A 22546-nucleotide genomic window follows, 5' to 3' on the forward strand; every position below is an offset into this window, starting at 1 on the left:
TGCGCACGCACGGCGATTACGATTCGATATCGCTTTCCTCCCATGCCCAGGATGTCTCTTTCTTCCCGCTTACAGTCGCGTGCCGCGCAATGCCGCAACACGCTGATTGCCGCCTTCGCCTGCATGTTGCTGCTTGTCCTGCCCGGCGCCGCGCCGTGCAGCGAGGCGGCGCCCGCCACCGCCTCGCCAGCGAACCCCGCCGCGCCCGTCGTGCTGACGCCCGCGCAGGCGAACGCGGCCTTGCGAGTGCTCGACGATCCGGTCCAGCGTGCGCACGTGACGGACACGCTGCGCGCGATCGCCGCCGCGGGCGCGCTCGCCACGCCAGCCTCGGCCGCCACGGCGGCTACAGCGAGCGCCAACGCCGCCGCAGCGGCATCGGCGGCCAGCAGCACCGCGGCGTCCGCGCCGCTCGCGAACGCGTTGCGCTCGAATGGCCTCGTGCTGCAAATCGCCGACGGTGCCGCGCGCGGCGTGCAGGCCGTCGGCCAGCGACTGCTGCGCACGCGCGCGGCGCTCTTCGACGTTGCGTCCGCACGCGATTGGTGGAGCGCCCGCATCGGCACGCCGCAAGGCCACGCGATGCTGCTCTCGCTGTTGCGCGTGCTGCTGCTCACGCTCGTGCCGGCGCTCGCGATCGAGGCGCTCCTGCGCCGCGTGATTGGCAAGCCGCGCCGTGCAATCGTCGAGCATGCGGCGGTCACGCAGGATGCGGACGAGGCTCGAGGCACGGACGGCAGCCCAGCGGTGGAGTCGAATGCCGCAGATGCGCCCGATACAAAGGATTCCTCATCTTCAGCGTCTGAAGCAGCCGGCGTGGGGCCGGCAAAAACCGATCAGGCCACCCTGCGTGCCGCTGCCGGCATGGCGCCCGCCGCCACGCCCCCTCACACTGACACCAGCCTCGACGAGCACGCCAGCGCAAGAGCCAGCGCCCTCACCGCCGAGGCCGACAACGCCTCCGGGCAGCGCATCGCCTCGCTCGCGCGCGAAGCGCGTCACCGCATCCGCGGCGCGCAGCACTGGCGCCTGCTCAAGCGCCTGCCCTGGACGCTGCTCGTTGCCCTGCTCGAACTCGTGCCCGTAATCGCATTCGGGCTGTGCGCCGCCGGCGTGCTCTCGCTGCTGAGCCCCGCGGACGCCGCGCCCGCCGCCGCCGTCGGCCAGGTCGTCGACACGTGGGTGGTCTGCCGTATCATCGTCGCCATCGGCAACATGCTCTTTGCGCCCGACGCCGACGCCCTGCGGCTCATGCCGCTCTCCGGCACCTGGGCCGCATTCGCGCAGCGCTGGGTCGAGCGCATCGTCGTGATCGGCGGCGTGGGCGGCGCGCTCGGGGGCGCGGTGCCGCTCGGCATGACCGAGGACACGCATCTCGCCCTGCTCAAGCTCATCATCCTGTTCGCGCACGTCGCGCTCGCCGTGGCCATTCTGCAATGCCGCCAGCCGGTGGCCGCGGCCATCCGCAAGTCGGCCGCCGAACGCAGCTCGTTCGCGTATCTGGTGCACTGGTTCGCCGACATCTGGGCCGCTGCGGCCGTCTTCGTCGTCATGGCGCTGTGGTTCGTCTGGGCGCTCGACCTGCGCGGCGGCTACCGCGAGCTCGTGCGCGCCGGCGGCATCTCGCTCGCCGTGCTGCTCGCCGCGCGCATGGTGGCCATCGTCACGCTCGGCGCGCTCGGCCGCATGTTCGACCCGAGCGGCAACGGCAAGAACATGACGATCGCGCAGCGCCGCGCGTATCGCTACTACCCGGCGCTGCGGCGCATCGTGGTCACCGTGCTATGGATCGTCACGCTCGACATCCTGATGCGCGTATGGGGCCTGCATCCGGGCCGCCTCATCGCGAACGCGTCCATCGGGCACCTGATCGGCTCCGCGTTGCTGACGATCGCCATCGCCGTCGCCGTGGCCATCGTGATCTGGGAAGCCGCGAACGGCGCAGCCGAGCGGCGCCTGAACGCGTGGACCGATGCCGGCGACTTCGTGCGCGCCGCGCGCCTGCGCACGCTGCTGCCGATGTTCCGCACCACGCTGTTCGTCGCGATCCTCGTGGTGGTCGGACTCACGGCGCTCTCGCAGCTCGGCGTGAACACCGCGCCATTGATTGCGGGCGCAAGCATCTTCGGCGTGGCGCTCGGCTTCGGCTCGCAAAAGCTCGTGCAGGACTTCATCACGGGCATCTTCCTGCTCACCGAGAACGCCATGCAGGTGGGCGACTGGGTCACGGTCGCGGGCGTTTCGGGCACCGTCGAATTTCTCTCGATCCGCACGGTGCGCCTGCGCGGCGGCGACGGCTCGCTCTACACCGTGCCGTTCAGCTCGGTGACGACGGTGAACAACACGAACCGCGGCATCGGCAATGCGGCGGTGAAGGTGTTGATCGCGCATGGCGCGGACCTGCAGCGCGCCATCGATACGCTCAAGGAAATCGGCGCGGAGATCCGCAACGACGAGGCGTACAAGAAGGGCATCCTCGGCGACTTCGCGTATTGGGGCGTGGATCAGGTGGATGGCGCGAGCGTGACGCTGGTGGGGCAGATGCAGTGCAAGGACTCGGCGAGATGGGGCGTGCAGCGCGAGTTCAACCGGCGCGTGCTGGCGCGCTTCACGGAGCGTGGCATCGAGCTGGCGAATCCGCAGCGCAGTTTTTTGATTGGGCGCGCGAGTGGAAGCGATGTGGAAGGGCGCATGTACGGCGATGACCGGCGTGCATCGGGGGATGAAGATGACGATGGCGGCACGGCGTGCCGCCCGCGCAATGAAGCGCGTGGCAAGCCGAATTGAAGCCGGGGTCGGTGCGCGGCTCGCGTGAGCCGGTCTCACCTTCGTAGTGCTTCGCAGGCGTTCCCGAAAATGCTCACCTCTAGCGGCGCCGGGCCGTTGCCGCGCGTCCCGCTCGCGGCGGAGTTTTCAGTCCAATCAATGACCTACGTGTGGCGTGAAGCGGCCAGGCAGTCGCTTCGTCACCGCTCCCGAAGAAGCTCACCTTTACATGAACACGGTCGGGAGAGCTTCGCGGCTCGTTCGCACCGAACATGAATCGGCGGCCCCGTCCGTCCCTTCGGAACGTGAGCCCAACTATGGCCGTCGTAGTGGTAGAAGCTGCACTTGCCGCAATTTTCGTCGACCGTGAGAATAGAAACCGCTTTCCCATCCTGCTTGAAACCATAGGTGCCGGCGAGGCTTGCGTGCTGTTACCGCAGCACACCTCATCGCGACGAGCCGAATCAGCGTTGCGCCAATAAACGCTGTAACCGCACATGCAAAGACTGGATCGCGGCAGGACTCCCGAACAGGAATCGACAATATGATTTCGCATGTCTACGTAGGCGTTAACGACTTTGAACGCGCCTTCCAGTTCTACTCACTCGTCATGCGCGAGCTGGGACACAAGCTGAAGTTTTGCGAGGCCGATAAACCGTGGGCAGGCTGGATGGCCGAGGGCACGCCGCGCCCCCTCTTTCTTATCGGCAGCCCCTACGACGGCAACCCCGCCGAATGCGGCAACGGCCAGATGGTCGCGTTGCTTGCACCGGATCGCCGCTCGGTCGACAACGCATACGCCAGCGCGATGACTCACGGGGGTGCCAGCGAAGGCGCTCCCGGCTTGCGGGTTCACTACCACCCCAATTATTACGGTGCATACTTTCGGGATCCGGAAGGCAACAAGATCTGCGTGTGTTGCCACGATCCCGTAGCCCAGTAGATTTTTTTGTGAACCCGCGCATCCCTCCCCCTTTGCCGCCCGAATGGCCCTTCCCGCCGAGTCGCGATGTCACTGGCCGGACCTTCGGCGATCTGGTCGCGCTTCGATATCTCGGCGCCGGTGCATGGCTCTGGAAGTGCCGTTGCGGCGACTACGTGAGCGCTGCGCTGGATGCGGTGGAGCGCGGCCAGACGCGGGATTGCGGCTGCCGCGAGCAGCGCCGCGTGTGGCGATCCCGGCCGGGCTCGCGGGCGCTGCGGGGCGGTGAGGTATTCGGCCAGTTGACGACGGATCGCTATCTCGGCGACGGCCTGTGGCTTTGCCGGTGCGAATGCGGGGGTGAAGTGAGAGTGAGCGCCGGGCGCCTGCGCCTGGGTCAGGCGCGCTCGTGCGGCCGCTGCTTTGGCGCTTCGACCGGCTGAGCGGCGCGGTTCGCTCAGCCGGCATGACCAGCGATGATCAAGCCTCGACATCCTCGAGACTGAAAATCTCCGACTGATCGTTATACGAAAAGATCTCGCCGTAACGACCCCAGTCGATCACCGTATCGAGCGTCTCTTCCGCCGCCACGTCGGAGAGAAAGTCTTCGAGCTCCTGCTCGAAGCGCACGCGCGGGGCACGATGCCCCGGACGCTCGTTGAGCACCTTCTTGATACGCGCCGCGAGCGGCACATTGCGCAGCAGATGGTCGGCGAACATCAGCTTGCGCGCCTGCGTGCCCATCTCCGCGAACACGCGCGCGGGCGGCGTGAGCAGCAGATCGCCGTCGCGCACGTCGGCGAAACCCAGCTGTTGCAGCACCTCCGCGATCGGGAACAGGTCGTCCACTTCGAGATGCAGCGAGCGCGCGATTTCCGGCATGTCGGCGCGGCCGTGATAAGGCGCCGCCGCCAGCGTCTCGATCAAGCCCGCCATCAGGTTCGTGGAAACGTCCGGCAAACGGCTGCCCACTTCGAGGCGCCGCTGCGAGGCCTCGGCGGCTTCGCGCGCGGTCATCTTCGCGTAGATCTCGTCGACGAGCTTGCGGAACGCCGGGTCCAGGCGGTTGCGCGGGTGCTTGAACGGCACCTTGATCTCGGCCACCACGCGCCCCGGATTCGACGACAACACCAGAATGCGGTCGCACATGAACACCGCTTCCTCGATGTTGTGCGTGACGATCAGCATCGACTTGATCGGCATGCGGCCTTGCGTCCACAGGTCGAGCAAATCGGTGCGCAGCGTTTCGGCGGTCAGCACGTCGAGCGCCGAGAACGGCTCGTCCATCAGCATGAGCATCGGGTCCACCACGAGCGCGCGCGCGAAGCCCACGCGCTGGCGCATGCCGCCCGAAAGCTCGCGCGGGTAGGCATTTTCGAAGCCGTCCAGACCAATCAGGTCGATGGCGGCCAGCGCCCGCTCGCGGCGCTCGCGCGCGCCCACGCCCTGCGCTTCGAGGCCCGCTTCCACGTTCTGCAGCACCGTGAGCCACGGAAACAGCGCGAAGGTCTGGAACACCATCGAGACGCCTTCGGCCGGCCCTTCGAGCGGCTTGCCGAGCCAGTTCACTTCGCCCGATGTGGCCTCGATCAGGCCGGAAATGATGCGCAAAAGCGTGGACTTGCCCGAGCCCGAGCGGCCGAGCAGCCCGACGATTTCGCCTTCGCGCAGCGTGAGATTGACGTCGTCGAGCACGAGGCGCTCGTCGTCCTTCTTCGCGAAGCCGCGCGATACGTGCTTCACGGCGAGCACTTCCTGGCCCGGCACGGGACGCATCGGCAGCAGGTCGGATGAGACGATCCTGGGATTCAGCATGATTTACTCCATCTCAATCGAGCCGCAGCCGGGACTCGGCGAACGTGTACATCGGACGCCAGAGCACGCGGTTGAACAGCGTAACGAACAGGGACATCATCGCGATGCCCAGAATGATCTTCGGGAAGTCGCCGGCTGCCGTCATCTGCGCGATATACGCGCCCAAGCCGTGCGCCTGGAGCCTGGTGTCGCCCCACTGCACGAACTCGGACACGATGCTCGCGTTCCACGCGCCGCCCGACGCCGTGATCGCCCCCGTGACGTAGTACGGGAAGATGCCCGGCAGCATCGCCTGACGCCACCATTGCCAGCCGCGAATGCGAAAGTTCTTTGCCGCTTCCTTGTAATCGTTGGGATAAGCCGTTGCGCCCGCAATCACATTGAAGAGGATGTACCACTGCGTGCCGAGCACGATCAGCGGCGAGAGCCAGATGTCCGGGTTCAGGTGGAAGCGCACGATCACGATCACGAACACCGGGAACAGCAGGTTCGCCGGGAACGCCGCGAGGAACTGCGCGAGCGGCTGCACCTTTTCGGCAAGCGCCGGACGCAGGCCGATCAGCACGCCGAGCGGCACCCAGATCACCGAGGCAATCGCGATCAGCAGCACCACTCGCAACAGCGTGATGAGGCCGAGCACGAACACATGGCCGACTTCGTCGAGCGTGACGCCGGTGCGCACGAACGCGACCACGCGCCAGACCACGTAGACCGTAAGCACGATCACGAACACGGCCCAGACGATGTCAGCCACGCGCGAGCGCTTCGTGAGCACCGCGCTTGCCGCGGGCATGGCTTTCGGCAGCCGGATGCGAATCGGCACGCGCGCGAGCGTGGCCAGCAAAAAGCCCATCGGCACGAGCGACTGATGAATCAGATGCGTGCGGCGAATCAGGTCGAGCAGCCACGACTCGGGCGCGTCGCCCGAAGAGGTGTTCTCCATGCGGAACTTGTCGGCCCACGCCACCAGCGGGCGGAACAGGAACTGGTCGTAGGCCAGGATCACCACGGTCATCGTGAGAATCACCCAGCCCACCGCGTGCAGGTTCTTCTCCGTGATCGCCTGCGCCAGGTACGCGCCGATGCCCGGCAGCGTGATCGTGTTGTTGCCCACCGTGATCGCCTCGGAGGCCACCACGAAGAACCAGCCGCCCGACATCGACATCATCATGTTCCAGATGAGGCCCGGCATCGAGAACGGCACTTCGAGCTTCCAGAAACGCTGCCAGCCCGTGAGGTGAAAGCCGCGCGAGACTTCGTCCAGATCGCGCGGCACCGTGCGCAGCGACTGGTAGAAGCTGAAGGTCATGTTCCACGCCTGGCTCGTGAAGATCGCGAAGATCGCCGCAAGCTCCGCGCCCAGCACGCGCGAGGGAAACAGCGCGAGAAAGAAGGTGACCGTGAACGAGATGTAGCCGAGCACCGGCACCGACTGCAGGATGTCGAGGATCGGCACCAGCACCTGGCCCGCGCGCCGGCTCTTGGCCGCGAGCGTGCCGTAGACCAGCGTGAACGCGAGCGAGGCGACCATGGCCGCGAGCATGCGCAGCGTGGTGCGCATGGCGTACTCGGGCAGGTTGGCCGGGTCGAGCGAGATCGTCTGCGTCTTGAGCGTGGCGATGGGCGCCATGGTCTCGTGAAAGCCCACCACGGCCATGGCGATCAAACAGATGATCAGCGGGAACGCCACGAAGTCCCAGCGATTGGGCAGCACGCGCCACGCCGAGGCGTTGGCCGTACGGTTCAGGTTGAATCTGAACTCCATCAGCAGCCTCCCGGGGCGAATAACAGGTTGAACTGATTCATGTCTTGAAGCACCAGCGTTTCTGGATGTTGCGGCTTGTTGCGGCCTGTTTGCTGCTATTTGGCTCTTACCCGCCCTTGCGCCCCGCAACGCGCGGCGCGCCAGTCCGGCCAGCGCGCGGCGAGTCCCGAATGGCGGCAAGGCAAAGCGGCTGGCGCGCGCTGGCGGGCGCCGATCGCATCGGCCTGGGCCGAGCACCACGCAAGTGGCGGTCCGTGCCTCGCGCCGCATCGCTGCGATGCGCGCCATGAACGGACCGTGCCGCGAGCGAGAAAGTCGCTCACGGCGCAATGTCGGCCCTGCGCGGCGCGCGATAGAAACGCGGCTGCGCCGGGTCGACGCTAATTAAAGTGCACGGAAATGACTGCTAGACGCGCACCGTCTGCCTGGCTGGCAAGACGGCGGCTGAAAGAAAGGGAGCGCGGACGTCGTGCCAGTCAGGCAGCGAAACTATTCGAAGATCGACAACTGCTACTGTCCAAGGCGTCAGCCCCTTTTGTTAAGACGGGCGAATTTTAGTCACGCCCACTGCCGGAAGTCAACACGATTCGCGCCGCCCGTCAAATCTCGTGCCAATGCCGCCACGTGGCCACTGCACGGCACTTGCGCTCGCATCGCCGCGGCGCGGGACGATGCGCTGGACACCCTCGCTGCATCCGGCCCTGTTTGCCGGCGATACATAAGCAATTGAGGTCTCGTGGCGGCGATTCCTGTGCGGACGGACCGATTGAAACGAACCGGTCAGACAGCTCAGGCGGGATCGGCCGGCAGCCTCGCAGATGGCCCGCAATGCGCGTGCCCATCCGAGCGCCTGGCCGCCTGTGTCAGGCTTGCTTGCGCATCGGCTGCCTGGAATCGCCCGCGCGCATGCGCTCCAGCCGCTCGCTGGCCTCGGCCAGCACCCAGAATGGCGCGCTCTGCAACTGCTGGTCGTAGATGCCGACGATCGTCCTGACCGCCTCGAACCCGGATTCATCGAGCCGCCACACGCTCTCGGCCGCGCCGCGCGCGAAGCATGCGAGGATCGCCTCGTCGGCGCAGCGGACCTGCTCGGAGGTCAGCGCGCCGTAGCCCGCGCCAGCAATCGATTGCGCGAGCACGTGCGCATGCAGGAGCGCCTGCGCGTCGTGCTGCGTGCCGCCCGCGCGCAGCGAAGCGAGCGCCAGATGCAGCTGCAGCGCGAGTTCGTCCGCGCTCGCGCGCGGCATCGGCAGCAACTCGGCCTTATGCCGCCGGGCGCGGGTGGTCTTGTGCTGCGGAAAAGGGATCGTCTTGGCCATGTCGCCCATCGGTATCGAGTCAGGTGCGTTTGCAGCTTCATTAACGGCACGCAGCGGCCAAGGTTGAGCGCCGCCGCTCAAGATCGATGTAACAGTCAGTGGCAGGCCGGCGCGCGAAGCGCCGGTGGCGTGCACGCGACGCCCTATGCGAATCTGTGGTGGGAAGCCCCATCTCCTCTGCCCGCGCTAGCGCGCGTCGTCGGGCGAGCGGCGCGCGGCCATGAAGGCTTCCACGTGGCGGATGGCCGCCTCGCACTGTTCGAGTGTCAGATGGTGGATCGACGGATTCGGCAGCTCGAAGCCGAGTTCCCCGGCCACCCAGCGCAACGCGCGTCCGCGCGCCTCAAAGACGTTCACCTTGTCGCGCCGCACCTTGGCGGCGACGAGCGGCTCGAGCGCGTCGTGCAGGCGGCTCTTGGCGTCGCGCAGCGCGGCGTTGGCGAGCCGCCCGAGCGGCACGTTGCGGGTGCTGCGCGCAGGCACGCCAATCCAGGCCTCGCAGGCCGCGCAGACCCAGAGTGGGCCATGGTCGTCGCGATACGGATAGGCTTCCTCGCCGTAACGGGCGAGCAGCGCCTTTGCGCCGCAGTAGTCGCACAGCGGCTGCGGCAGCGCCTTGACGGGGCGGCCTACGCGCATGCGCGGCTCCCGCGGGCGAAATTCGATGGTTCCATAGACTTGCTTGCGATGCGGTTGGATCGCGGTTCGGTAATTGCCGGGTGAACGCGAAAAACTTCAAAACGCGCCCATCGACTAAAGGATACCGGGAAACCGCCAGCGAGCGGCACCCTGGCCGGATGGCCCAGGCCGAATCGCACAGGCCGAATCGCACGGGCCGGATGGCCCAAGCCAGATGGCCGAGGTGCGGGTCAACTCTTGACGAGCTTCTTCAGCGCTTCGATCTCGGGCGCGCACACGGCAGCGGCGCGCGCCTCGATGCCGCGATAGAGCCGGATGATCTCTTCGCCCACGGGCGTGAGCGTGCTGCCTCCGCCGCTTTGTCCGCCGTGTTCGGACACGGTGGCCGGCGACGCGAGCGCGCGATTGAGCTCGTCCATGAGGAGCCACGCGCGCCGATACGACATGTTCAGGCTGCGCGCCGCAGCTGAAATCGAGCCCTGCTCGCGCACGGCCTCCAGCAGTTGCACCTTGCCTGGCCCGAGCGCGATGGTGTCGTCATGAATGACACGCATGCGAAAACGCACTTCAGGCGCGCTGCGCGGCGTTGGCGTGGCGGCCTCGATCTGATTTTTTTTCGCGGAGGTCATGGGCGCCAGCATACACGATGGCCCAAGCCATGATGGCCCGCGCCGTTCAATGTCCCAAGGGAAAGCAGAAGCCAAAATCCTCGCAGCCGGGGCACCCCGGCGCAGGTCCCGGCACGCCGCCCGTGGCCCGCGCCAGTTCGCGCGCGAGCAGCTTCTTCCAGCGCAAGCCTTCGCGATTGCGCGCGACCACCTGGGGAAAAAAGCGCGTGAGCATTTGCGTGACGTCGTCGCGGCCGGCGAGCCCCAGATCGCGCCACAGGCGATCGGGACGCAGGCACGCGTGCGCGAGTATCGTGGCGAGACACTGGGCATCGGCGGCGTCGACGTCGGGCCAGGCCCCGGTCATGTCCGCCGCCGTTGCCGCGCGCCTCGCACGTCAGCTAGTCAGGCGTCCACGCCCACGATCACGCTCGACGCCTTGAACAGCGCCGCCGCCGACTTGCCCGCCGCGAGACCGAGGCGGTCCACGCTGTCGTTCGTGACGATGGCCGCGATCTGCGCGCCGGCCGCCGACGCGATCACGACCTCTGCGTTCACCGCGCCCTTCGTGACCGAAGCGACGGTGCCCGCGACGACGTTGCGCGTGGAAACCTTGCTGGCGTCGCCGTCGACCATCACGATCACCGACGAAGCCTTCACGAGCGCAAAGGCGCTCTTGCCGGCCGCGAGACCCAGCGAAGCGGCGCTGCCGTGCGTGATGATGGCAACGATCTCGAGGCCGCCGTCGACGCGCAGCGTGACTTCATCGTTGACTGCGCCGGCCTTGACCGCGGCGATCTGGCCAGAGAAGTGATTGCGTGCGCTGGTACGCATGAAAGCCTCCATATAGATGACGAAATTGATCGACGAAAGCGCCGGCGCGAGTCCGAATGCAGGCGCCCAGTGTAGCGGCGCTGCCGGGGCATGCACAGCGGTTATCGGGAACGTTGACCATCCGGCCAGGCGCATGGCGTGAAACCGTCAGTCCGTCGTAATATATGCACCTTTATAACGCTACGGGGTAGAAGAGATGATCCGCAAGCTGATCGCGTCCGTCGTGGTGCTGTCCGGCGTGCTCGCCACGAGCACGGGCGCGTTCGCGGCCGACCACAGCGATGTCAACGTGCTGTACGCAGGCTCGCTCGTGAACCTGATGGAAAAGAGCGTGGGGCCGGCATTCGAGAAGGAAACGGGCCTGCATTTCAAGGGCTACGCGGGCGGCTCGAACAAGATCGCCAATGAAGTGAAAGGCAAGTTGCGCCGTGGCGACGTGTTCATCAGCGCGAGCCCGAAGGTCAACGCGAACCTCATGGGCGACTCGAACGGCAATCATGTTTCGTGGTACGTGAATTTCGCCGAGTCGCCGCTCCTGATCGGCTACAACCCGAAGAGCCGTTTCGCCGCCGACTTCAAGACGAAGAAGTGGGACGCCGTGCTGCGTGAGCCCGGCATCCGCATTGGCCGCACCGATCCCAAGCTCGACCCGAAGGGCGCATTCACGGTCGAGCTCATGACGAAGGCGGCCCAGGCGTACAACCAGCCCGACCTCGTCGAAAAGACGCTCGGCGCACCGGAGAATCCCGCTCAGGTGCTGCCGGAGGAAACGCTCGTGGGCCGTCTGCAGTCGGGCCAGCTCGACGCGGGCTTCTTTTACTCGACCGAAACGTCGGACCTGAAGATTCCGTCGATCCATCCCGCGCCCGAACTGGGGATCAAGGCGAGCTACACGCTCACGATCCTCAACGACGCGCCCAATAGCGCGGGCGCTGCGCGCTTCGTCAACTTCCTGCTGAGCGCCGAAGGCCGCAAGCTGCTCGCCGAGCACGGCGTGGATATCAAGAAGCCCACGGTCAATGGCAACGCCCAGGGCATGCCGTCGGCGGTGCAGGCCGTGATCGACGCCGCACAGCAATGACGCCGCAATCATGACTCGACCCGCTCGGCCCCCTCGGCCCAGGCAACGCGCCGCAAGGCCGCTTTGGTGGCTTGGCGCGTTGCTCGCCGTCTACCTGTGCGCGCCGTTTTTCGCCAGCATTCCGCAGATCGGCCAGGCGGACTGGAAGGGTGTCGACTGGCGCACCATGGGGTCGGCGGTCGGCGTGTCGGTGGCGAGCGCGAGCGTCGCCGCGCTCGTCATCCTCGTAAGCGGCGTGCCGCTCGGCTACTGGCTCGCGCGTTCGCGCTCGCGCGGCGTCGCGCTGCTCGGCTTCGTCGTGCAGTTGCCGCTCGCGCTGCCGCCGCTCACGAGCGGCGTGCTGCTGCTGTTCCTGATCGGTCCGTATAGCGCGCTCGGCCAGCTCTTCAACGGCGCGCTCACCGACTCCTTCACGGGCATCGTGCTCGCCGAGACCTTCGTGGCCGCGCCGTTCCTGATCGTGGCGGCGCGCTCGGCGTTCGCCGTCGTCGATCCCGTCTACGACGACGTCGCCGCCACGCTCGGCCATCGCGCGGCGAGCCGCTTCTTTCGCATCACCCTGCCGATCGCCTGGCCCGCCATCCGCGCAGGGCTCGCGCTCGCGTGGCTGCGCGCGTTCGGCGAATTCGGCGCAACGGTGATGGTCGCCTATCACCCGTACTCGCTGCCGGTCTACACCTACGTGGTGTTCGGCGGTCAGGGGCTGCCCGCGATGATGCCGCTGCTGCTGCCGACGCTTGGCATCGCGATCGTCTGCGCGGTGCTCTCGGTCTATAGCCGCGGCGCGCGCGTCATTCTCGCGGTGAGCCCCGACAACGGCGACGAGCTCGCCGCATTCACGCCCGCCGCCGCGGCAGCGAATCTGGATAACCCGCGGCTCGCGTTCGCGGCGCAGCGGCGCCTCGGCGCCTTCACGCTCGACGTCGCCTGGCAGCCGCGCACGCGGCGGCTCGCAATCATCGGGCCCTCGGGCTCGGGCAAGTCGCTCGTGCTGCGCATCGTCGCGGGTCTCGAGCGCAACGATGCGGGCTTCGTCTCGCTCGGCGCAACCGACATCGGGGCATTGCCGCCCGAAGGCCGCCAGATCGGCTACATGCCGCAGGACTACGGCCTGTTTCCGCACCTGACGGTGGCGCAGCAACTGGCGTTTCCCGTCGATGCCGACGCCACCAGCGCGCGCTACTGGCTCGCGCATCTGGGCCTCGACACGCTCACGCAGCGCCTGCCGCGCCAGCTCTCCTTCGGCCAGCGCCAGCGCGTGGCGCTCGCGCGCGCGCTCACGCGGCACAGCCAGCTGCTGCTGTTCGACGAGCCGTTCGCCGCGCTCGACACGCCGCGGCGGCGACGCCTGCAGCAAACGCTGCGCGCCTTGCAGCGCGAGATCAGCGCGGTCACCGTGATCGTCACGCACGATCCCGACGAAGCGGCCCTGCTCGCCGACGAAGTGCTCGTGATCGAGCATGGCCGCACGCTGCAAGCCGGCCCCGTCGACGAGGTGTTCGCGCGGCCCGCCTCGCCGCGCGTGGCCGAATTGCTCGGACTGCACAACATCGGCGCGGGCATCGTGCTCGACTCGGGCGAGATCGAAACGGCGGGCGGGCTGCGCTTGCCGTGCAGCCGCGCTTGCGAAGACGCGCGGCTCGCCACGGGCACGCGCGTAATGTGGCGCGTGTCGCCGCGCGCGCTGTGCGCGACGCCCGGTGGTTCGCTCGAAGGCCGTCTCGCGGGCGTCTCGCTGCGCCACGGCGACCGCTATGTCACGCTCGAACTGGCCGGCGAAATCTTCGACATCCCCGCCGACGACGCGACGCTCCCGCACGCCGGCGCGCTGCGCTTCGAGATCGCCCCGGCGGGCGTGAGCGCGTGGCCCGCCGCACACTCCTGAAAAACCTCACCTTTCGGTTTACCAAGGTCCCGGCGGCATCGCGCCGGGCCTTCCCGCATCGCTCGAAAAGCCTTGTTTTCCAGTGTTTTCAAGACTTTTTCCCGAACGGTTAGTGTCTCGAAACAACCGCGCGCACCGCTCCCGAATACCCTCACCTTTGGCGTTCGGACGCGGCTTCGCCTGTCGCGGGAGAGAACGCTTCGCATCGCTTAACCTGGGACTACCAGGAATTTTCTGCCGCGTTTCGGCCTGGAATCGCGTTATTTGTTGCGCAGCGGCTCGTCTCGGGTGAGCGCTCCCGAAGCAGCGCGCTTCACCTCACATCACGCGGGGCCGCCCGCTCGCAATGGCGCACGACTCCCGAAAACGCTCACCTATAGCTCAACCATGCCGTCTGCGGCTCAAATCACGAAGCGGCTATCCCCGTCCAATAGCTTCGGCAGCGGCATGAGGTCCGCGCGCGCAAAGCGGATCAGCGAGAACGCGCGCACGCCCTGCGGACCGGACGGCAATCGCGCGAGCGGAAACACGATCTGTGCACCGCTGCCCGGTGCGTCGTGCTCGATCACGACGTTCATCGGGCTCAGCCGCACCTGCTTCATCTCGACGTTCGCGTGCTGCGCCGGATGCGCGAGCACATCGCAAATCACGCCCATTTCGTGTTCTAGCGCGTCCGTCTTCAAGCCAAGCTCCGCGAGCGCCTGCTCGTTCGCCTCGATCTGCGCCTGCAGGTGCGCGAGTTCCGCGGCGTTCGCGACCGCGCGCTCGCCCACCATCTTCTGCGTGCCCGCGCCCTGGCGCGTGAGCAGTTGGCGGCGCGTGCGCAACAGCGCGCGCTCCTGCTCCAGCGCGTCGCGGCGCGACTCGTCGGCACCGATCTGCGCGAGTCCTTCGAGCGCGATCTGCTCGACCACGCGCTGCACGATCTGCTCGCGCAGGTCCGCTTCGGATTCGCCGCAGACGCGCACCTGATGGTCGTCGAAGCTCAGCGTGGTCTGGGCAACGTCCGTATGCACGTGGTCACCGTGCTGCGCGACGCCGAGGCTGCGGCGCTCGGCCATCGCCATGCCCAGCACGGCCCACGCTTCGTTTGCGAGCGGATGGCTCTCGAACCACGCATGCAATTCGGGCGAGCGGCTCAGCACCGGCGCGACCTCGTCGGGCGCGGCGAAGAATGCGTGAATATAGGGATCGGCAAGCCAGTTCGCGGCGCTCGCCTGGCACGCGGGCGGCAAAGCTTCGACGATTTCGCGCACATACGCGACCGACTGCGCGAGCGCGGGACCCAGCCGCTCGCGATAGTCGCGCGCGAGTTTCAGCGAGGGGCTGAGCACGATCAGCCGCTCGACGAGCGCGCGCGTTTGCGCGCTCTCCTGCACCGGCATCGCGCGTTTGCGCGGCCATAGTCGGTCGAAAAAACCCATGTTGCCGCTCCATAGCGCTGCGCCGACGGCGCGTTTCGCGAATCACTATACCGTGCGTGGCTCACATATCGATGACAGCTTGCCGCGCCGCACGACTCCCGAAAATACTCACCTTTACAAATCGATACCAGACGCTTTTATTAAAAAAATCTGCGAAGCAACTTAAATACATCAGGTAAAAAGCAGCTTTTGGTACTGCTCAGTGAATACTGGCTCCCGCAGACACTCACCTTTACCATTCGCGCGTGTCCTAGCCCGATTTGTCAGCGATGTTTCTGCGTTTGCGACAAACGCCCCCGAAAACACTCACCTTTGGAATCGGCGCGCGCAAACCCGCTCCCGAATTCCCTCACCTTTGAGTTCGTTACGCGGCTCGACAACCACTGCCCCATATCACCGCCATTTCATTCGGATACCAAATCAATCAGGTGACGATCCAGGCTGCCCTCACCCATGCCTCAAGAGTCCTTCAAATAGCTTGCAGGCCTCGCATCCATCGGGAACATCGTTTGCTCGGCGGCCCCGCCGGGTCGTTTGCAAGCATCGGGAAAAACCCCGGTTGCGAGCGGCTCGAGCCATGCCGGCGCGAGCCGCGCCGCCGCACGGCCAGTTTTAGAGTGCTTCGTTCAATTGACAGCGTCCGATGTCATGATCCAATCTTCAGCGCATAAATTATTACGAGACAGGGAGATAACACATGTGGGAGAGCATGCTCCGCTGCGGCGCGCTGGCCGCAGTCGCAACGCCATTACTGGTCGCGTGCGGCGGCGGAACCGCCAGCGATCCGGCGCCCATCACCCCGGCGCAATGTTCGGGATCGACGTGCGCGAACCAGGGCCCGCCCGCGAGCCAGCCGGCTGCCACCGCGCTGTGCCCGGCCGCCGCCGACATCGCGAAGAACACTTACCTCGGCGGTACGGGCAGCGGCGAAGTCGTCAGCCTGAACATCGATCCCACGAAGATGACCTACTCGCTCACCTTCCTCGCGTCGCCGATTCCAGTGAATTCGAGCAAGGTGCAGAACACGCGCGCAGGTCTCACGATCACGGGTGCGGTCCAGCATCCGAGCGCCGGCTCACTGCCCACGCCCGCGCAAATCGCCTGTGCGTTCCAGCTTCAGCAAGGCACGGGCACCATCGGTGGCAGCACCTACACGACGGCCTACAACGCCAATAATCCGCCCACCATCTATGTGGGCTTCGGCGTGGCCGGCGGCGGCATTCCGGGCGCGACTGTCGACTTCAGCGGCGACCAGCTCGCCTCCACGCTCTTCCCCAACGTGAAGGCGCGCACGTTCGACTTCTATCCGTTCATCGGATTTTCGTCGGTGAGCACGAATATCGCCGACTTGAAGGGCTCGTATAACGCGCTGCTCTATCACATCCTGCCGTCGAACAATTTCGCGCCCGCCACCGAGGTCACGCAGGAACAATACGACGCGAGCGGCAACTGCAGCGTGCCGGGTGGCGCAAGCAACACGAGTTGCGCGACGGCCACGAGCGCGTGGACTGCAAACTCGACCGGCGGCTACTTCAACAGTTCCAACGCACCGCAAATCCAGACGCCCACGCCAATCGGCACGCCTCTGGTCGGCCCGCTGCTGGGGCTCGTCGTGCAGCGCAACGGCGCGACGGCGCATCTGATTCTCGGCAAGCTCAACAATGCGATCGTGCCGATCGTCGTGCGCACCGGCTACGTGAACGAAGACCTCACGAATGCTCATGTGGACGACGAATCGGGCATCGCGATGATGGCGCCGGCCACCACGCTCAAGTCGGGCGCGTTCGACGGCAGCTATATCGGCGCCGATTCGAACTTCGCCTACACGGCCACGCTCATCAACGGCCAGACCGCCGGCTTCCTCAAGCCCGCGACGATGACGACGCAAAGCACGTTCACGCTCGATTACACGCAGACGCATCCGGGCCTGATCGATGCGATCGACAACAACGGCAACAAAGGCAACGTGATCGCGGTCGGCGGGCTGTACGGCATCTTCCTGAATGGCCAGGAAAACGGCGGCGTCACATCGACCTCGGCAAACAGCGCCACGCCCAACCAGCCTTACTTCGGCGTGGGTGCGCTGATCCAGCCGCAATAAATGTCGCGCGGCAGGCGTCCGAGACCAAATTTATCTGGATTCCTGATTAATCCGCCGAAGCGATTCAAACAAGCCAGACCGGGGCGCCATGCACAGGGAGCCGGCGCTCCGCCTACAAAAACGATTCCGGAGATGCGGTATGAAATCCAGTTTCTTTGCGACGCTGGGCGCAGGCGTGCCCTTGCTGCTCACGTTGAGCGCATGCGGCGGCGGCAACAGCAGCCCGCCGCTGGTGGAGACTTCGCTCTGCCCGACGACGCTCGACTACAACACCGTCTACACGGGCGGCGGCGGCGACGGCGAAGTCGTCAAGCTCCAGCTCGACACCACGAAAAAGACCTGGCAGATCACCTATATGGAGTCGCCGATTCCCGCCACTACGGGCACCGTCACGCCAACGCGCAAGGGACAAGTAGTGTCTGGCACGATTGCTCAGGAAACCGCACTACCCACGGCGAAGCTCAATCAGTGCGCGTTCCAGCTCACCGGCGCGAGCCTCGATCCGAACCGTCCGGCGCGCGTGTTCATCGGCGAGGGCGTGGCGGGCGGCACGATTCCGGGCGCCGAGATCCAGTTCGCGGGATCGGGCGGCATCGGCGTAGTGCCGGACACGAAGTTTCCGTATTACCCGTTCATCGGCTTTGCTTCGCTCGAAACGAATATCGCCAAGGTTGCCGGCACGTATAACCAGCTCGGCTATCACCAGGTGCCGTCGCAGAACTTCCTTCCCGCCGCCGTGGACGCGAAGATCACCATCAATGCCGACGGCTCCTGGACCGAATGCGACAACACCGGCGTGAACGCGGGCAAGTGCATGCAGCCGGGCACCAATCTCGCGCCGTCGGCCGATGGCAGCGGCGCGTTCGAAACCGATCACTTCCAGGGGCAGGTCAAGCCCACGCTCGTGACCGGACAGAACGCGGCGAAAGGCTTCATGATCGTCGGCAAGCTGCGCGGGCAGCTCGTGCCGGTGCTCGTGCGCACGGGCGTCGCGTATCCGCAGGTGGGCGTCGATCCGCAGAGCGGCGCGACCGGTCCCGTCGCCGACGACGAATCGGGCATTTCGGTGCTCGCGCCGCAAACGAACATCGCGCAGGGCTCGCAGGACGGCGAGTACATCGGCGTGGACAGCCAGTTCGATTACCGCACGCTCGCGCTCTCCGGCACGCAAGGCACGCTGCTCGATCCGTTCAACCCCTCGCAGGCCGCGCTCGCCACCGCGCTCGATCTGAACTTCGCGCAAAGCGTGGCAGGCGTCGTGACGACCACGCACGTGAACGCGTCGACCGGCAGCACCCCGACCGGCAAGATGATTTTCACGGGCGGCGTGTTCGGCTTCCTGGACATGACGAATGCATCCTCGCCGTACTTCACGGCGGGCGCATTCGTGCAGTGAGCCGCGCGATGAGACCCGATCATGCATCGATAAAACCGGGGCCGTGCAGCCCATGAGGTGACCGCCTTCTCGCACGCGAGGCGCGTGCGGGCCGCCGGGCGCGCGCAGGAACGGCCGTTCACGAAACGGTCGCCGCGCGCAAACAGCGGACGGGCAGGGACACCCGAACCTGAGAGCAGCCGAAGAAAACAGGAAGGACAGGGAGGAATGATGAGACGTATCGCAACGCCAATGCTGGCAGGGGCGGCGGTCGTGCTGAGCACGGCCGCCCACGCCCAGCATGCGGGCGACAACGTGGCCGTGCTCGGCTGGTTCCACGTCGCGCCGCAGCAGTCCAGCACACCGCTCACGACCACGGTGGCGCCCTCGCCGATCAACACGCCGCTGCGCCTGCCGAATTCGTCCACGTCGCCGGGCACGGGTCTTTCGACGAGCAGCGCGGACACGGTCGGCTTCGTGTTCAGCCATTTCCTGACCGATCACATCGCGGTCTCGACGGTGGCGGGCGTGCCCCCCACCTTCAAGCTGTACGGTCACGGCACGGTCAAGCCGCCCGGCCCAGCGGGCGCGCTCGGCAGCCAGAACCTCAGCGATCCGGCCACCAACCCCATCGTCAAGAGCGTGCGCCAGTGGAGCCCGGCGCTGCTCTTTCAGTACTACTTCCGGGATGCCGATGCAAAGTTCCGCCCGTTCATGGGCATCGGCGTTTCGTACAACTGGTTCTCGGACATCCAGCTCAATCCGAACTTCGTGAAAGCCACTCAGGACGACCTGGGCTCTGTGCTCGCGGCGGGCGCAGGCAAGCCGGGGACGACGCAGGTCACCGCGAAGGCGTCGTCATCGTGGCAGCCGGTGTTCAACGTGGGCGCCGAATACAACATCACCTCGCATCTGGGGCTCGTGGCATCGCTCACCTATATTCCGCTGAAAACGACATCATCGGTGATCGTGAAAGCCGCCGACGGCACCGAGCTGGCCGTGAGCCGTGGAGAGCTCAAGGCCGATCCGCTCATCTCGTACCTCGCGGTCTCGTACAAGTTCTAGCGCGTTCGTGGGGCACGCCCGATGGGGCACGCCTGGTAGGGCACGCCTGGCGGCGCATGGCCAGGCGCACGCCGGTTCGCGCTTGGGCGACGGCTCGCGCTAAAATCGGCGCATGCCGAAATCGCCCACGCCTCCCGTCACCGACACCACGCCCGAGCGCGCCGCCGACAGCGAATACACCGTCGACGAACTCGCGCGCGTGGCCGGCACCACGGTGCGCAACGTGCGCGCCTATCAAGACCGCGACCTGCTCATGCCGCCCGACAAGCGCGGCCGCGTGGGCATCTACAACGACTCCCACGTTGCGCGCCTGAAGCTCATCAATCACCTGCTTGCGCGCGGCTACACGCTGTCGAACATCCAGGACCTCATCAAGGCTATCGACGACGGCGGCGACCTGCGCTCGATTCTCGGCCTCGAGAACGCGATTGGCGGCCCGTGGTCGCATACGCGGCCCAGAACCTATTCGCTGCCCGAGCTGATCAAGCTGTTCGGTCCGCAAGCACCCAATAGCCTCACGCGGCTCGCCGAGCTCGGCCTGCTCGAACGCAAGGGGCTGTCGTTCGTCGCGCGCAATCCGGCCATGCTCGATGCCGCCGCGGCCACGGTGCGCGAAGGCATTCCGGCGCGCGAGCTGCTGGACGTGCTCGAAGAGGCGCGCCCGCATTTCGATGCGATCGCGGGCGCGCTGGTGGCCATGGTCGTGCGGCACCTCGACCGCTACGACGCGGGCGCGTTGCCGCCCGCGACCGACATGCCGGCGCTCGTCGACGCGATCTGGCGGCTGCGGCCGCTGTCTACGGTGTTCGTCGAGAATGAGATTCTGCGCGCGCTCGAGGAGCAGTCGAGCGCGTATCTTGGTGGCCGCGTTGCGACGATTCTCGAGCAGACGCTGGGCCGTCGTGGGGGAGCGGGCTCGGCGCCGGCTGAGGATGCGCCGGTCGAGCTGGATAAAGCGGCCGGTGTGGCTGCGAAGAAGTCCGGCGGTAAAGGCAGCGGCAAGGCCGCCACCGCCCGCAAAGTCCTTGGTAAAACCATCGGCAAGAAACGCTGATCCGGCGCGCGCTGAAAGCGCGCCCGTGCGTCCAGGAACGCATCCTTCCTTTCGCGGGTGTGCTTCAAGACCCGCTTTTTCTCTCCCGCCTGCCCCCGCACCGCTCCCCCTCACTGGCCTGAAACCCAAGCCAGTCGCGCACTCGCGTGCTTTTTTGACGCTCGCGTTTTTCCTGGAACGCTTCCTCTAGTCCCTTGCGTCCATGCGTCGCACCCGCTATGTTTACATCGTTCAATGTAACAGTTCTTAATGGACCATAGGGAGACGCTCCGGATGAACGCACCCACCCGGTCTTTCGAAGCAGCCGGCAACGACCGCACCGGCGAGCCACTCGGCGTCGCCATCATCGGCACCGGATTCGCCGGCCTCGGCATGGCGATCCGCCTGCTGCAGCGCGGCCATACCGACTTCGCCGTATTCGAGAAGGCCGGCTCGGCGGGCGGCACCTGGCGCGACAATCACTACCCCGGATGCGCGTGCGACGTGCAATCGCACGTGTACTCGTTCTCGTTCGCGCCCAATCCGCGCTGGACCCGCATGTTCGCGCCGCAGCCCGAGATTCGCGCGTATCTGAACCGCTGCGTCGAGCAGTTCGGGCTCTCGCGGTGGCTGAACTTCGATCACGAACTGACCAGCGCCCAGTGGGACGAGACCGCACATTGCTGGCGTCTGGCTTTCGCCAACGGCAGGCGCCTCGCCGCCCGCGTGCTGATCTCGGCCATGGGCGGCCTCTCGCGGCCCGCGCTGCCCGCGATCCCCGGCGTGGAGACCTTCGCGGGCAAGGCCTTTCATTCGCAGCAGTGGGACCACGGCTATGCGCTCGAAGGCAAGCGCGTGGCCGTGATCGGCACCGGCGCGAGCGCGATCCAGTTCGTGCCGCAGATCGCGCCAAAGGTGGCCGGGCTCGCGCTGTTCCAGCGCACCCCGCCATGGATCATGCCCAAGCCCGACCGTCGGCTGTCCCGCTTCGAGCAATGGATGTTCCGCACGCTGCCGTTCACGCAGAAAATCGCCCGCACGGGCCTCTACTGGATGCTGGAGTCGCGCGTGCTGGGCTTCGCGATCCACCCGGCGCTCATGAAGAACGTGCAGAAGCTCGCACTGCGCCATCTCCGCAATCAGGTCGCGGATCCCGCGCTGCGCGATGCGGTGACGCCCGACTACACGATCGGCTGCAAGCGCGTGCTGATCTCGAACGACTACTATCCGGCGCTCGCGCGCGCCAACGTCAATGTCGTCACGGCTGCAATCGAGCGCATCGACGCCACCGGCGTGATCACCGCCGACGGCACGCATCACGAGGTGGATTGCCTGATCTACGGCACGGGTTTCCAGGTGGCCGATCCGTTTCCGCCAGGCGCGGTCATCGGGCGCGGCGGCGTGGACATCGTGCAGACATGGCGCAACGGCGCGCATGCCTACCTCGGCACGACTTTGCCTGGTTATCCGAATTTTTTCATGATCGTCGGCCCGAATACTGGGCTCGGCCATAACTCGATGGTGTTCATGATCGAGTCGCAGGTCGAGTACATCCTCGGCGCGCTCGACGCCATGAAGCAGGAGCGCGCCGATTCGATCGAAGTGCGAGCGCAGGTGGAGGCGCGCTACAACGCGCGTATTCAGGACCAGCTCGGCCGCGCGATCTGGTCCGTGGGCGGCTGCAAGAGCTGGTATCTCGATCCGCGCAACGGCAAGAACACCACACTCTGGCCGGGCTTCACATGGCGCTTCCGGCAGGCCACCGCGCGTTTCTCGATGGCCGACTATCAGGCATTTCGCGCACCGCATCGTGAGGATGCCGAATCGCCTGTCGTCGTCGCCACGCATACGACTGAAGCCGCTTGAGGCGACCCAAAGTGACCCCAAGCGCCCCAACGCGGTTCACAACGGAGA

General features: G+C 66.3%; 17 protein-coding genes and 1 pseudogene. 10 read left to right on the plus strand and 8 right to left on the minus strand.

From position 1 onward, the window contains the following. Nucleotides 1-51: 51 nt before the first annotated feature. The 3 genes from P5W98_RS20140 to P5W98_RS20150 all read left to right on the plus strand — a co-directional run bounded on the left by P5W98_RS20140 (nucleotide 52) and on the right by P5W98_RS20150 (nucleotide 4131). Entirely contained in the window at nucleotides 52-2787 is a 2736-nt protein-coding gene (locus tag P5W98_RS20140; RefSeq protein WP_421026322.1) for a mechanosensitive ion channel family protein, read from the plus strand. A gap of 523 nt (nucleotides 2788-3310) precedes the next feature. Next, entirely contained in the window at nucleotides 3311-3709 is a 399-nt protein-coding gene (locus P5W98_RS20145) for a VOC family protein (RefSeq protein ID WP_421026321.1), read from the plus strand. Nucleotides 3710-3717: 8 nt separating this feature from the next. Continuing rightward, nucleotides 3718-4131: a hypothetical protein gene (locus P5W98_RS20150; RefSeq protein ID WP_421026320.1), complete on the plus strand. Its 414-nt coding sequence runs from the start codon at nucleotides 3718-3720 to the stop codon at nucleotides 4129-4131. Nucleotides 4132-4168: 37 nt separating this feature from the next. On the opposite strand, the gene P5W98_RS20155 is transcribed toward P5W98_RS20150, so the two are convergent. The 7 genes and pseudogenes from P5W98_RS20155 to P5W98_RS20185 all read right to left on the minus strand — a co-directional run bounded on the left by P5W98_RS20155 (nucleotide 4169) and on the right by P5W98_RS20185 (nucleotide 10668). Next, nucleotides 4169-5503, minus strand: a complete 1335-nt coding sequence (locus tag P5W98_RS20155; RefSeq protein ID WP_421026319.1) for an ABC transporter ATP-binding protein — start codon at nucleotides 5501-5503, stop codon at nucleotides 4169-4171. A 13-nt stretch (nucleotides 5504-5516) separates the two neighbouring features. After that, nucleotides 5517-7268 (minus strand): ABC transporter permease, encoded by a 1752-nt coding sequence (locus P5W98_RS20160; RefSeq protein WP_421026318.1) that lies wholly within the window; start codon nucleotides 7266-7268, stop codon nucleotides 5517-5519. An 863-nt stretch (nucleotides 7269-8131) separates the two neighbouring features. Next, nucleotides 8132-8587, minus strand: coding sequence for a hypothetical protein (locus P5W98_RS20165; RefSeq protein ID WP_421026317.1), 456 nt, complete (start codon nucleotides 8585-8587; stop codon nucleotides 8132-8134). Between the two features lie 186 nt (nucleotides 8588-8773). Continuing rightward, nucleotides 8774-9226: a zinc-finger-containing protein gene (locus P5W98_RS20170; protein WP_421026316.1), complete on the minus strand. Its 453-nt coding sequence runs from the start codon at nucleotides 9224-9226 to the stop codon at nucleotides 8774-8776. A gap of 230 nt (nucleotides 9227-9456) precedes the next feature. Continuing rightward, complete coding sequence (locus P5W98_RS20175) at nucleotides 9457-9855, minus strand: winged helix-turn-helix domain-containing protein (RefSeq protein WP_421026315.1); 399 nt, start codon at nucleotides 9853-9855, stop codon at nucleotides 9457-9459. Between the two features lie 46 nt (nucleotides 9856-9901). Further along, nucleotides 9902-10201, minus strand: a pseudogene (locus P5W98_RS20180) (nitrogen fixation protein NifQ); the annotation flags it as partial. Nucleotides 10202-10239: 38 nt separating this feature from the next. Further along, complete coding sequence (locus tag P5W98_RS20185; protein ID WP_421026314.1) at nucleotides 10240-10668, minus strand: TOBE domain-containing protein; 429 nt, start codon at nucleotides 10666-10668, stop codon at nucleotides 10240-10242. 196 nt (nucleotides 10669-10864) lie between these two features. On the opposite strand from P5W98_RS20185, the gene P5W98_RS20190 reads away from it, so the two are divergent. Both P5W98_RS20190 and P5W98_RS20195 read left to right on the plus strand, forming a co-directional pair. Then, the gene (locus P5W98_RS20190; protein ID WP_421026313.1) at nucleotides 10865-11749 is read left to right on the plus strand and encodes an extracellular solute-binding protein; all 885 of its coding nucleotides are present in this window, start codon (nucleotides 10865-10867) and stop codon (nucleotides 11747-11749) included. Between the two features lie 10 nt (nucleotides 11750-11759). Continuing rightward, nucleotides 11760-13634, plus strand: coding sequence for an ABC transporter ATP-binding protein/permease (locus tag P5W98_RS20195; RefSeq protein WP_421026312.1), 1875 nt, complete (start codon nucleotides 11760-11762; stop codon nucleotides 13632-13634). 401 nt (nucleotides 13635-14035) lie between these two features. On the opposite strand, the gene P5W98_RS20200 is transcribed toward P5W98_RS20195, so the two are convergent. After that, nucleotides 14036-15058, minus strand: coding sequence for a hypothetical protein (locus P5W98_RS20200; RefSeq protein ID WP_421026311.1), 1023 nt, complete (start codon nucleotides 15056-15058; stop codon nucleotides 14036-14038). 697 nt (nucleotides 15059-15755) lie between these two features. On the opposite strand from P5W98_RS20200, the gene P5W98_RS20205 reads away from it, so the two are divergent. The 5 genes from P5W98_RS20205 (at nucleotide 15756) to P5W98_RS20225 (ending at nucleotide 22498) form a co-directional block, all read left to right on the plus strand. Continuing rightward, complete coding sequence (locus tag P5W98_RS20205; protein WP_421026310.1) at nucleotides 15756-17159, plus strand: DUF2957 domain-containing protein; 1404 nt, start codon at nucleotides 15756-15758, stop codon at nucleotides 17157-17159. A 139-nt stretch (nucleotides 17160-17298) separates the two neighbouring features. Continuing rightward, a complete protein-coding gene (locus tag P5W98_RS20210; protein ID WP_421026309.1) occupies nucleotides 17299-18555 on the plus strand; it encodes a DUF2957 domain-containing protein in 1257 nt (418 codons plus the stop codon). Between the two features lie 210 nt (nucleotides 18556-18765). Further along, nucleotides 18766-19599 (plus strand): OmpW/AlkL family protein, encoded by an 834-nt coding sequence (locus P5W98_RS20215; RefSeq protein ID WP_421027048.1) that lies wholly within the window; start codon nucleotides 18766-18768, stop codon nucleotides 19597-19599. Nucleotides 19600-19711: 112 nt separating this feature from the next. Then, nucleotides 19712-20653: a MerR family transcriptional regulator gene (locus P5W98_RS20220; RefSeq protein ID WP_421026308.1), complete on the plus strand. Its 942-nt coding sequence runs from the start codon at nucleotides 19712-19714 to the stop codon at nucleotides 20651-20653. Between the two features lie 273 nt (nucleotides 20654-20926). Beyond that, the gene (locus P5W98_RS20225; RefSeq protein WP_421026307.1) at nucleotides 20927-22498 is read left to right on the plus strand and encodes a flavin-containing monooxygenase; all 1572 of its coding nucleotides are present in this window, start codon (nucleotides 20927-20929) and stop codon (nucleotides 22496-22498) included. Nucleotides 22499-22546 lie beyond the last annotated feature (48 nt).

The sequence above is a fragment of the Paraburkholderia sp. A1BS-2L genome (genome assembly GCF_051125205.1).
GTDB lineage: Bacteria > Pseudomonadota > Gammaproteobacteria > Burkholderiales > Burkholderiaceae > Paraburkholderia.

What these genes read in the sequence shown, in the direction of transcription:
- P5W98_RS20195 (WP_421026312.1), top strand. Translation starts at nt 11,760, where the DNA reads ATGACTCGACCCGCTCGGCCCCCTCGGCCCAGGCAACGCGCCGCAAGG.
- P5W98_RS20175 (WP_421026315.1), bottom strand. Translation starts at nt 9,855, where the DNA reads ATGACCTCCGCGAAAAAAAATCAGATCGAGGCCGCCACGCCAACGCCG.
- P5W98_RS20190 (WP_421026313.1), top strand. Translation starts at nt 10,865, where the DNA reads ATGATCCGCAAGCTGATCGCGTCCGTCGTGGTGCTGTCCGGCGTGCTC.
- P5W98_RS20205 (WP_421026310.1), top strand. Translation starts at nt 15,756, where the DNA reads ATGTGGGAGAGCATGCTCCGCTGCGGCGCGCTGGCCGCAGTCGCAACG.
- P5W98_RS20185 (WP_421026314.1), bottom strand. Translation starts at nt 10,668, where the DNA reads ATGCGTACCAGCGCACGCAATCACTTCTCTGGCCAGATCGCCGCGGTC.
- P5W98_RS20200 (WP_421026311.1), bottom strand. Translation starts at nt 15,058, where the DNA reads ATGGGTTTTTTCGACCGACTATGGCCGCGCAAACGCGCGATGCCGGTG.
- P5W98_RS20220 (WP_421026308.1), top strand. Translation starts at nt 19,712, where the DNA reads ATGCCGAAATCGCCCACGCCTCCCGTCACCGACACCACGCCCGAGCGC.
- P5W98_RS20145 (WP_421026321.1), top strand. Translation starts at nt 3,311, where the DNA reads ATGATTTCGCATGTCTACGTAGGCGTTAACGACTTTGAACGCGCCTTC.
- P5W98_RS20225 (WP_421026307.1), top strand. Translation starts at nt 20,927, where the DNA reads ATGAACGCACCCACCCGGTCTTTCGAAGCAGCCGGCAACGACCGCACC.
- P5W98_RS20155 (WP_421026319.1), bottom strand. Translation starts at nt 5,503, where the DNA reads ATGCTGAATCCCAGGATCGTCTCATCCGACCTGCTGCCGATGCGTCCC.
- P5W98_RS20160 (WP_421026318.1), bottom strand. Translation starts at nt 7,268, where the DNA reads ATGGAGTTCAGATTCAACCTGAACCGTACGGCCAACGCCTCGGCGTGG.
- P5W98_RS20140 (WP_421026322.1), top strand. Translation starts at nt 52, where the DNA reads ATGTCTCTTTCTTCCCGCTTACAGTCGCGTGCCGCGCAATGCCGCAAC.
- P5W98_RS20210 (WP_421026309.1), top strand. Translation starts at nt 17,299, where the DNA reads ATGAAATCCAGTTTCTTTGCGACGCTGGGCGCAGGCGTGCCCTTGCTG.
- P5W98_RS20165 (WP_421026317.1), bottom strand. Translation starts at nt 8,587, where the DNA reads ATGGCCAAGACGATCCCTTTTCCGCAGCACAAGACCACCCGCGCCCGG.
- P5W98_RS20215 (WP_421027048.1), top strand. Translation starts at nt 18,766, where the DNA reads ATGAGACGTATCGCAACGCCAATGCTGGCAGGGGCGGCGGTCGTGCTG.
- P5W98_RS20170 (WP_421026316.1), bottom strand. Translation starts at nt 9,226, where the DNA reads ATGCGCGTAGGCCGCCCCGTCAAGGCGCTGCCGCAGCCGCTGTGCGAC.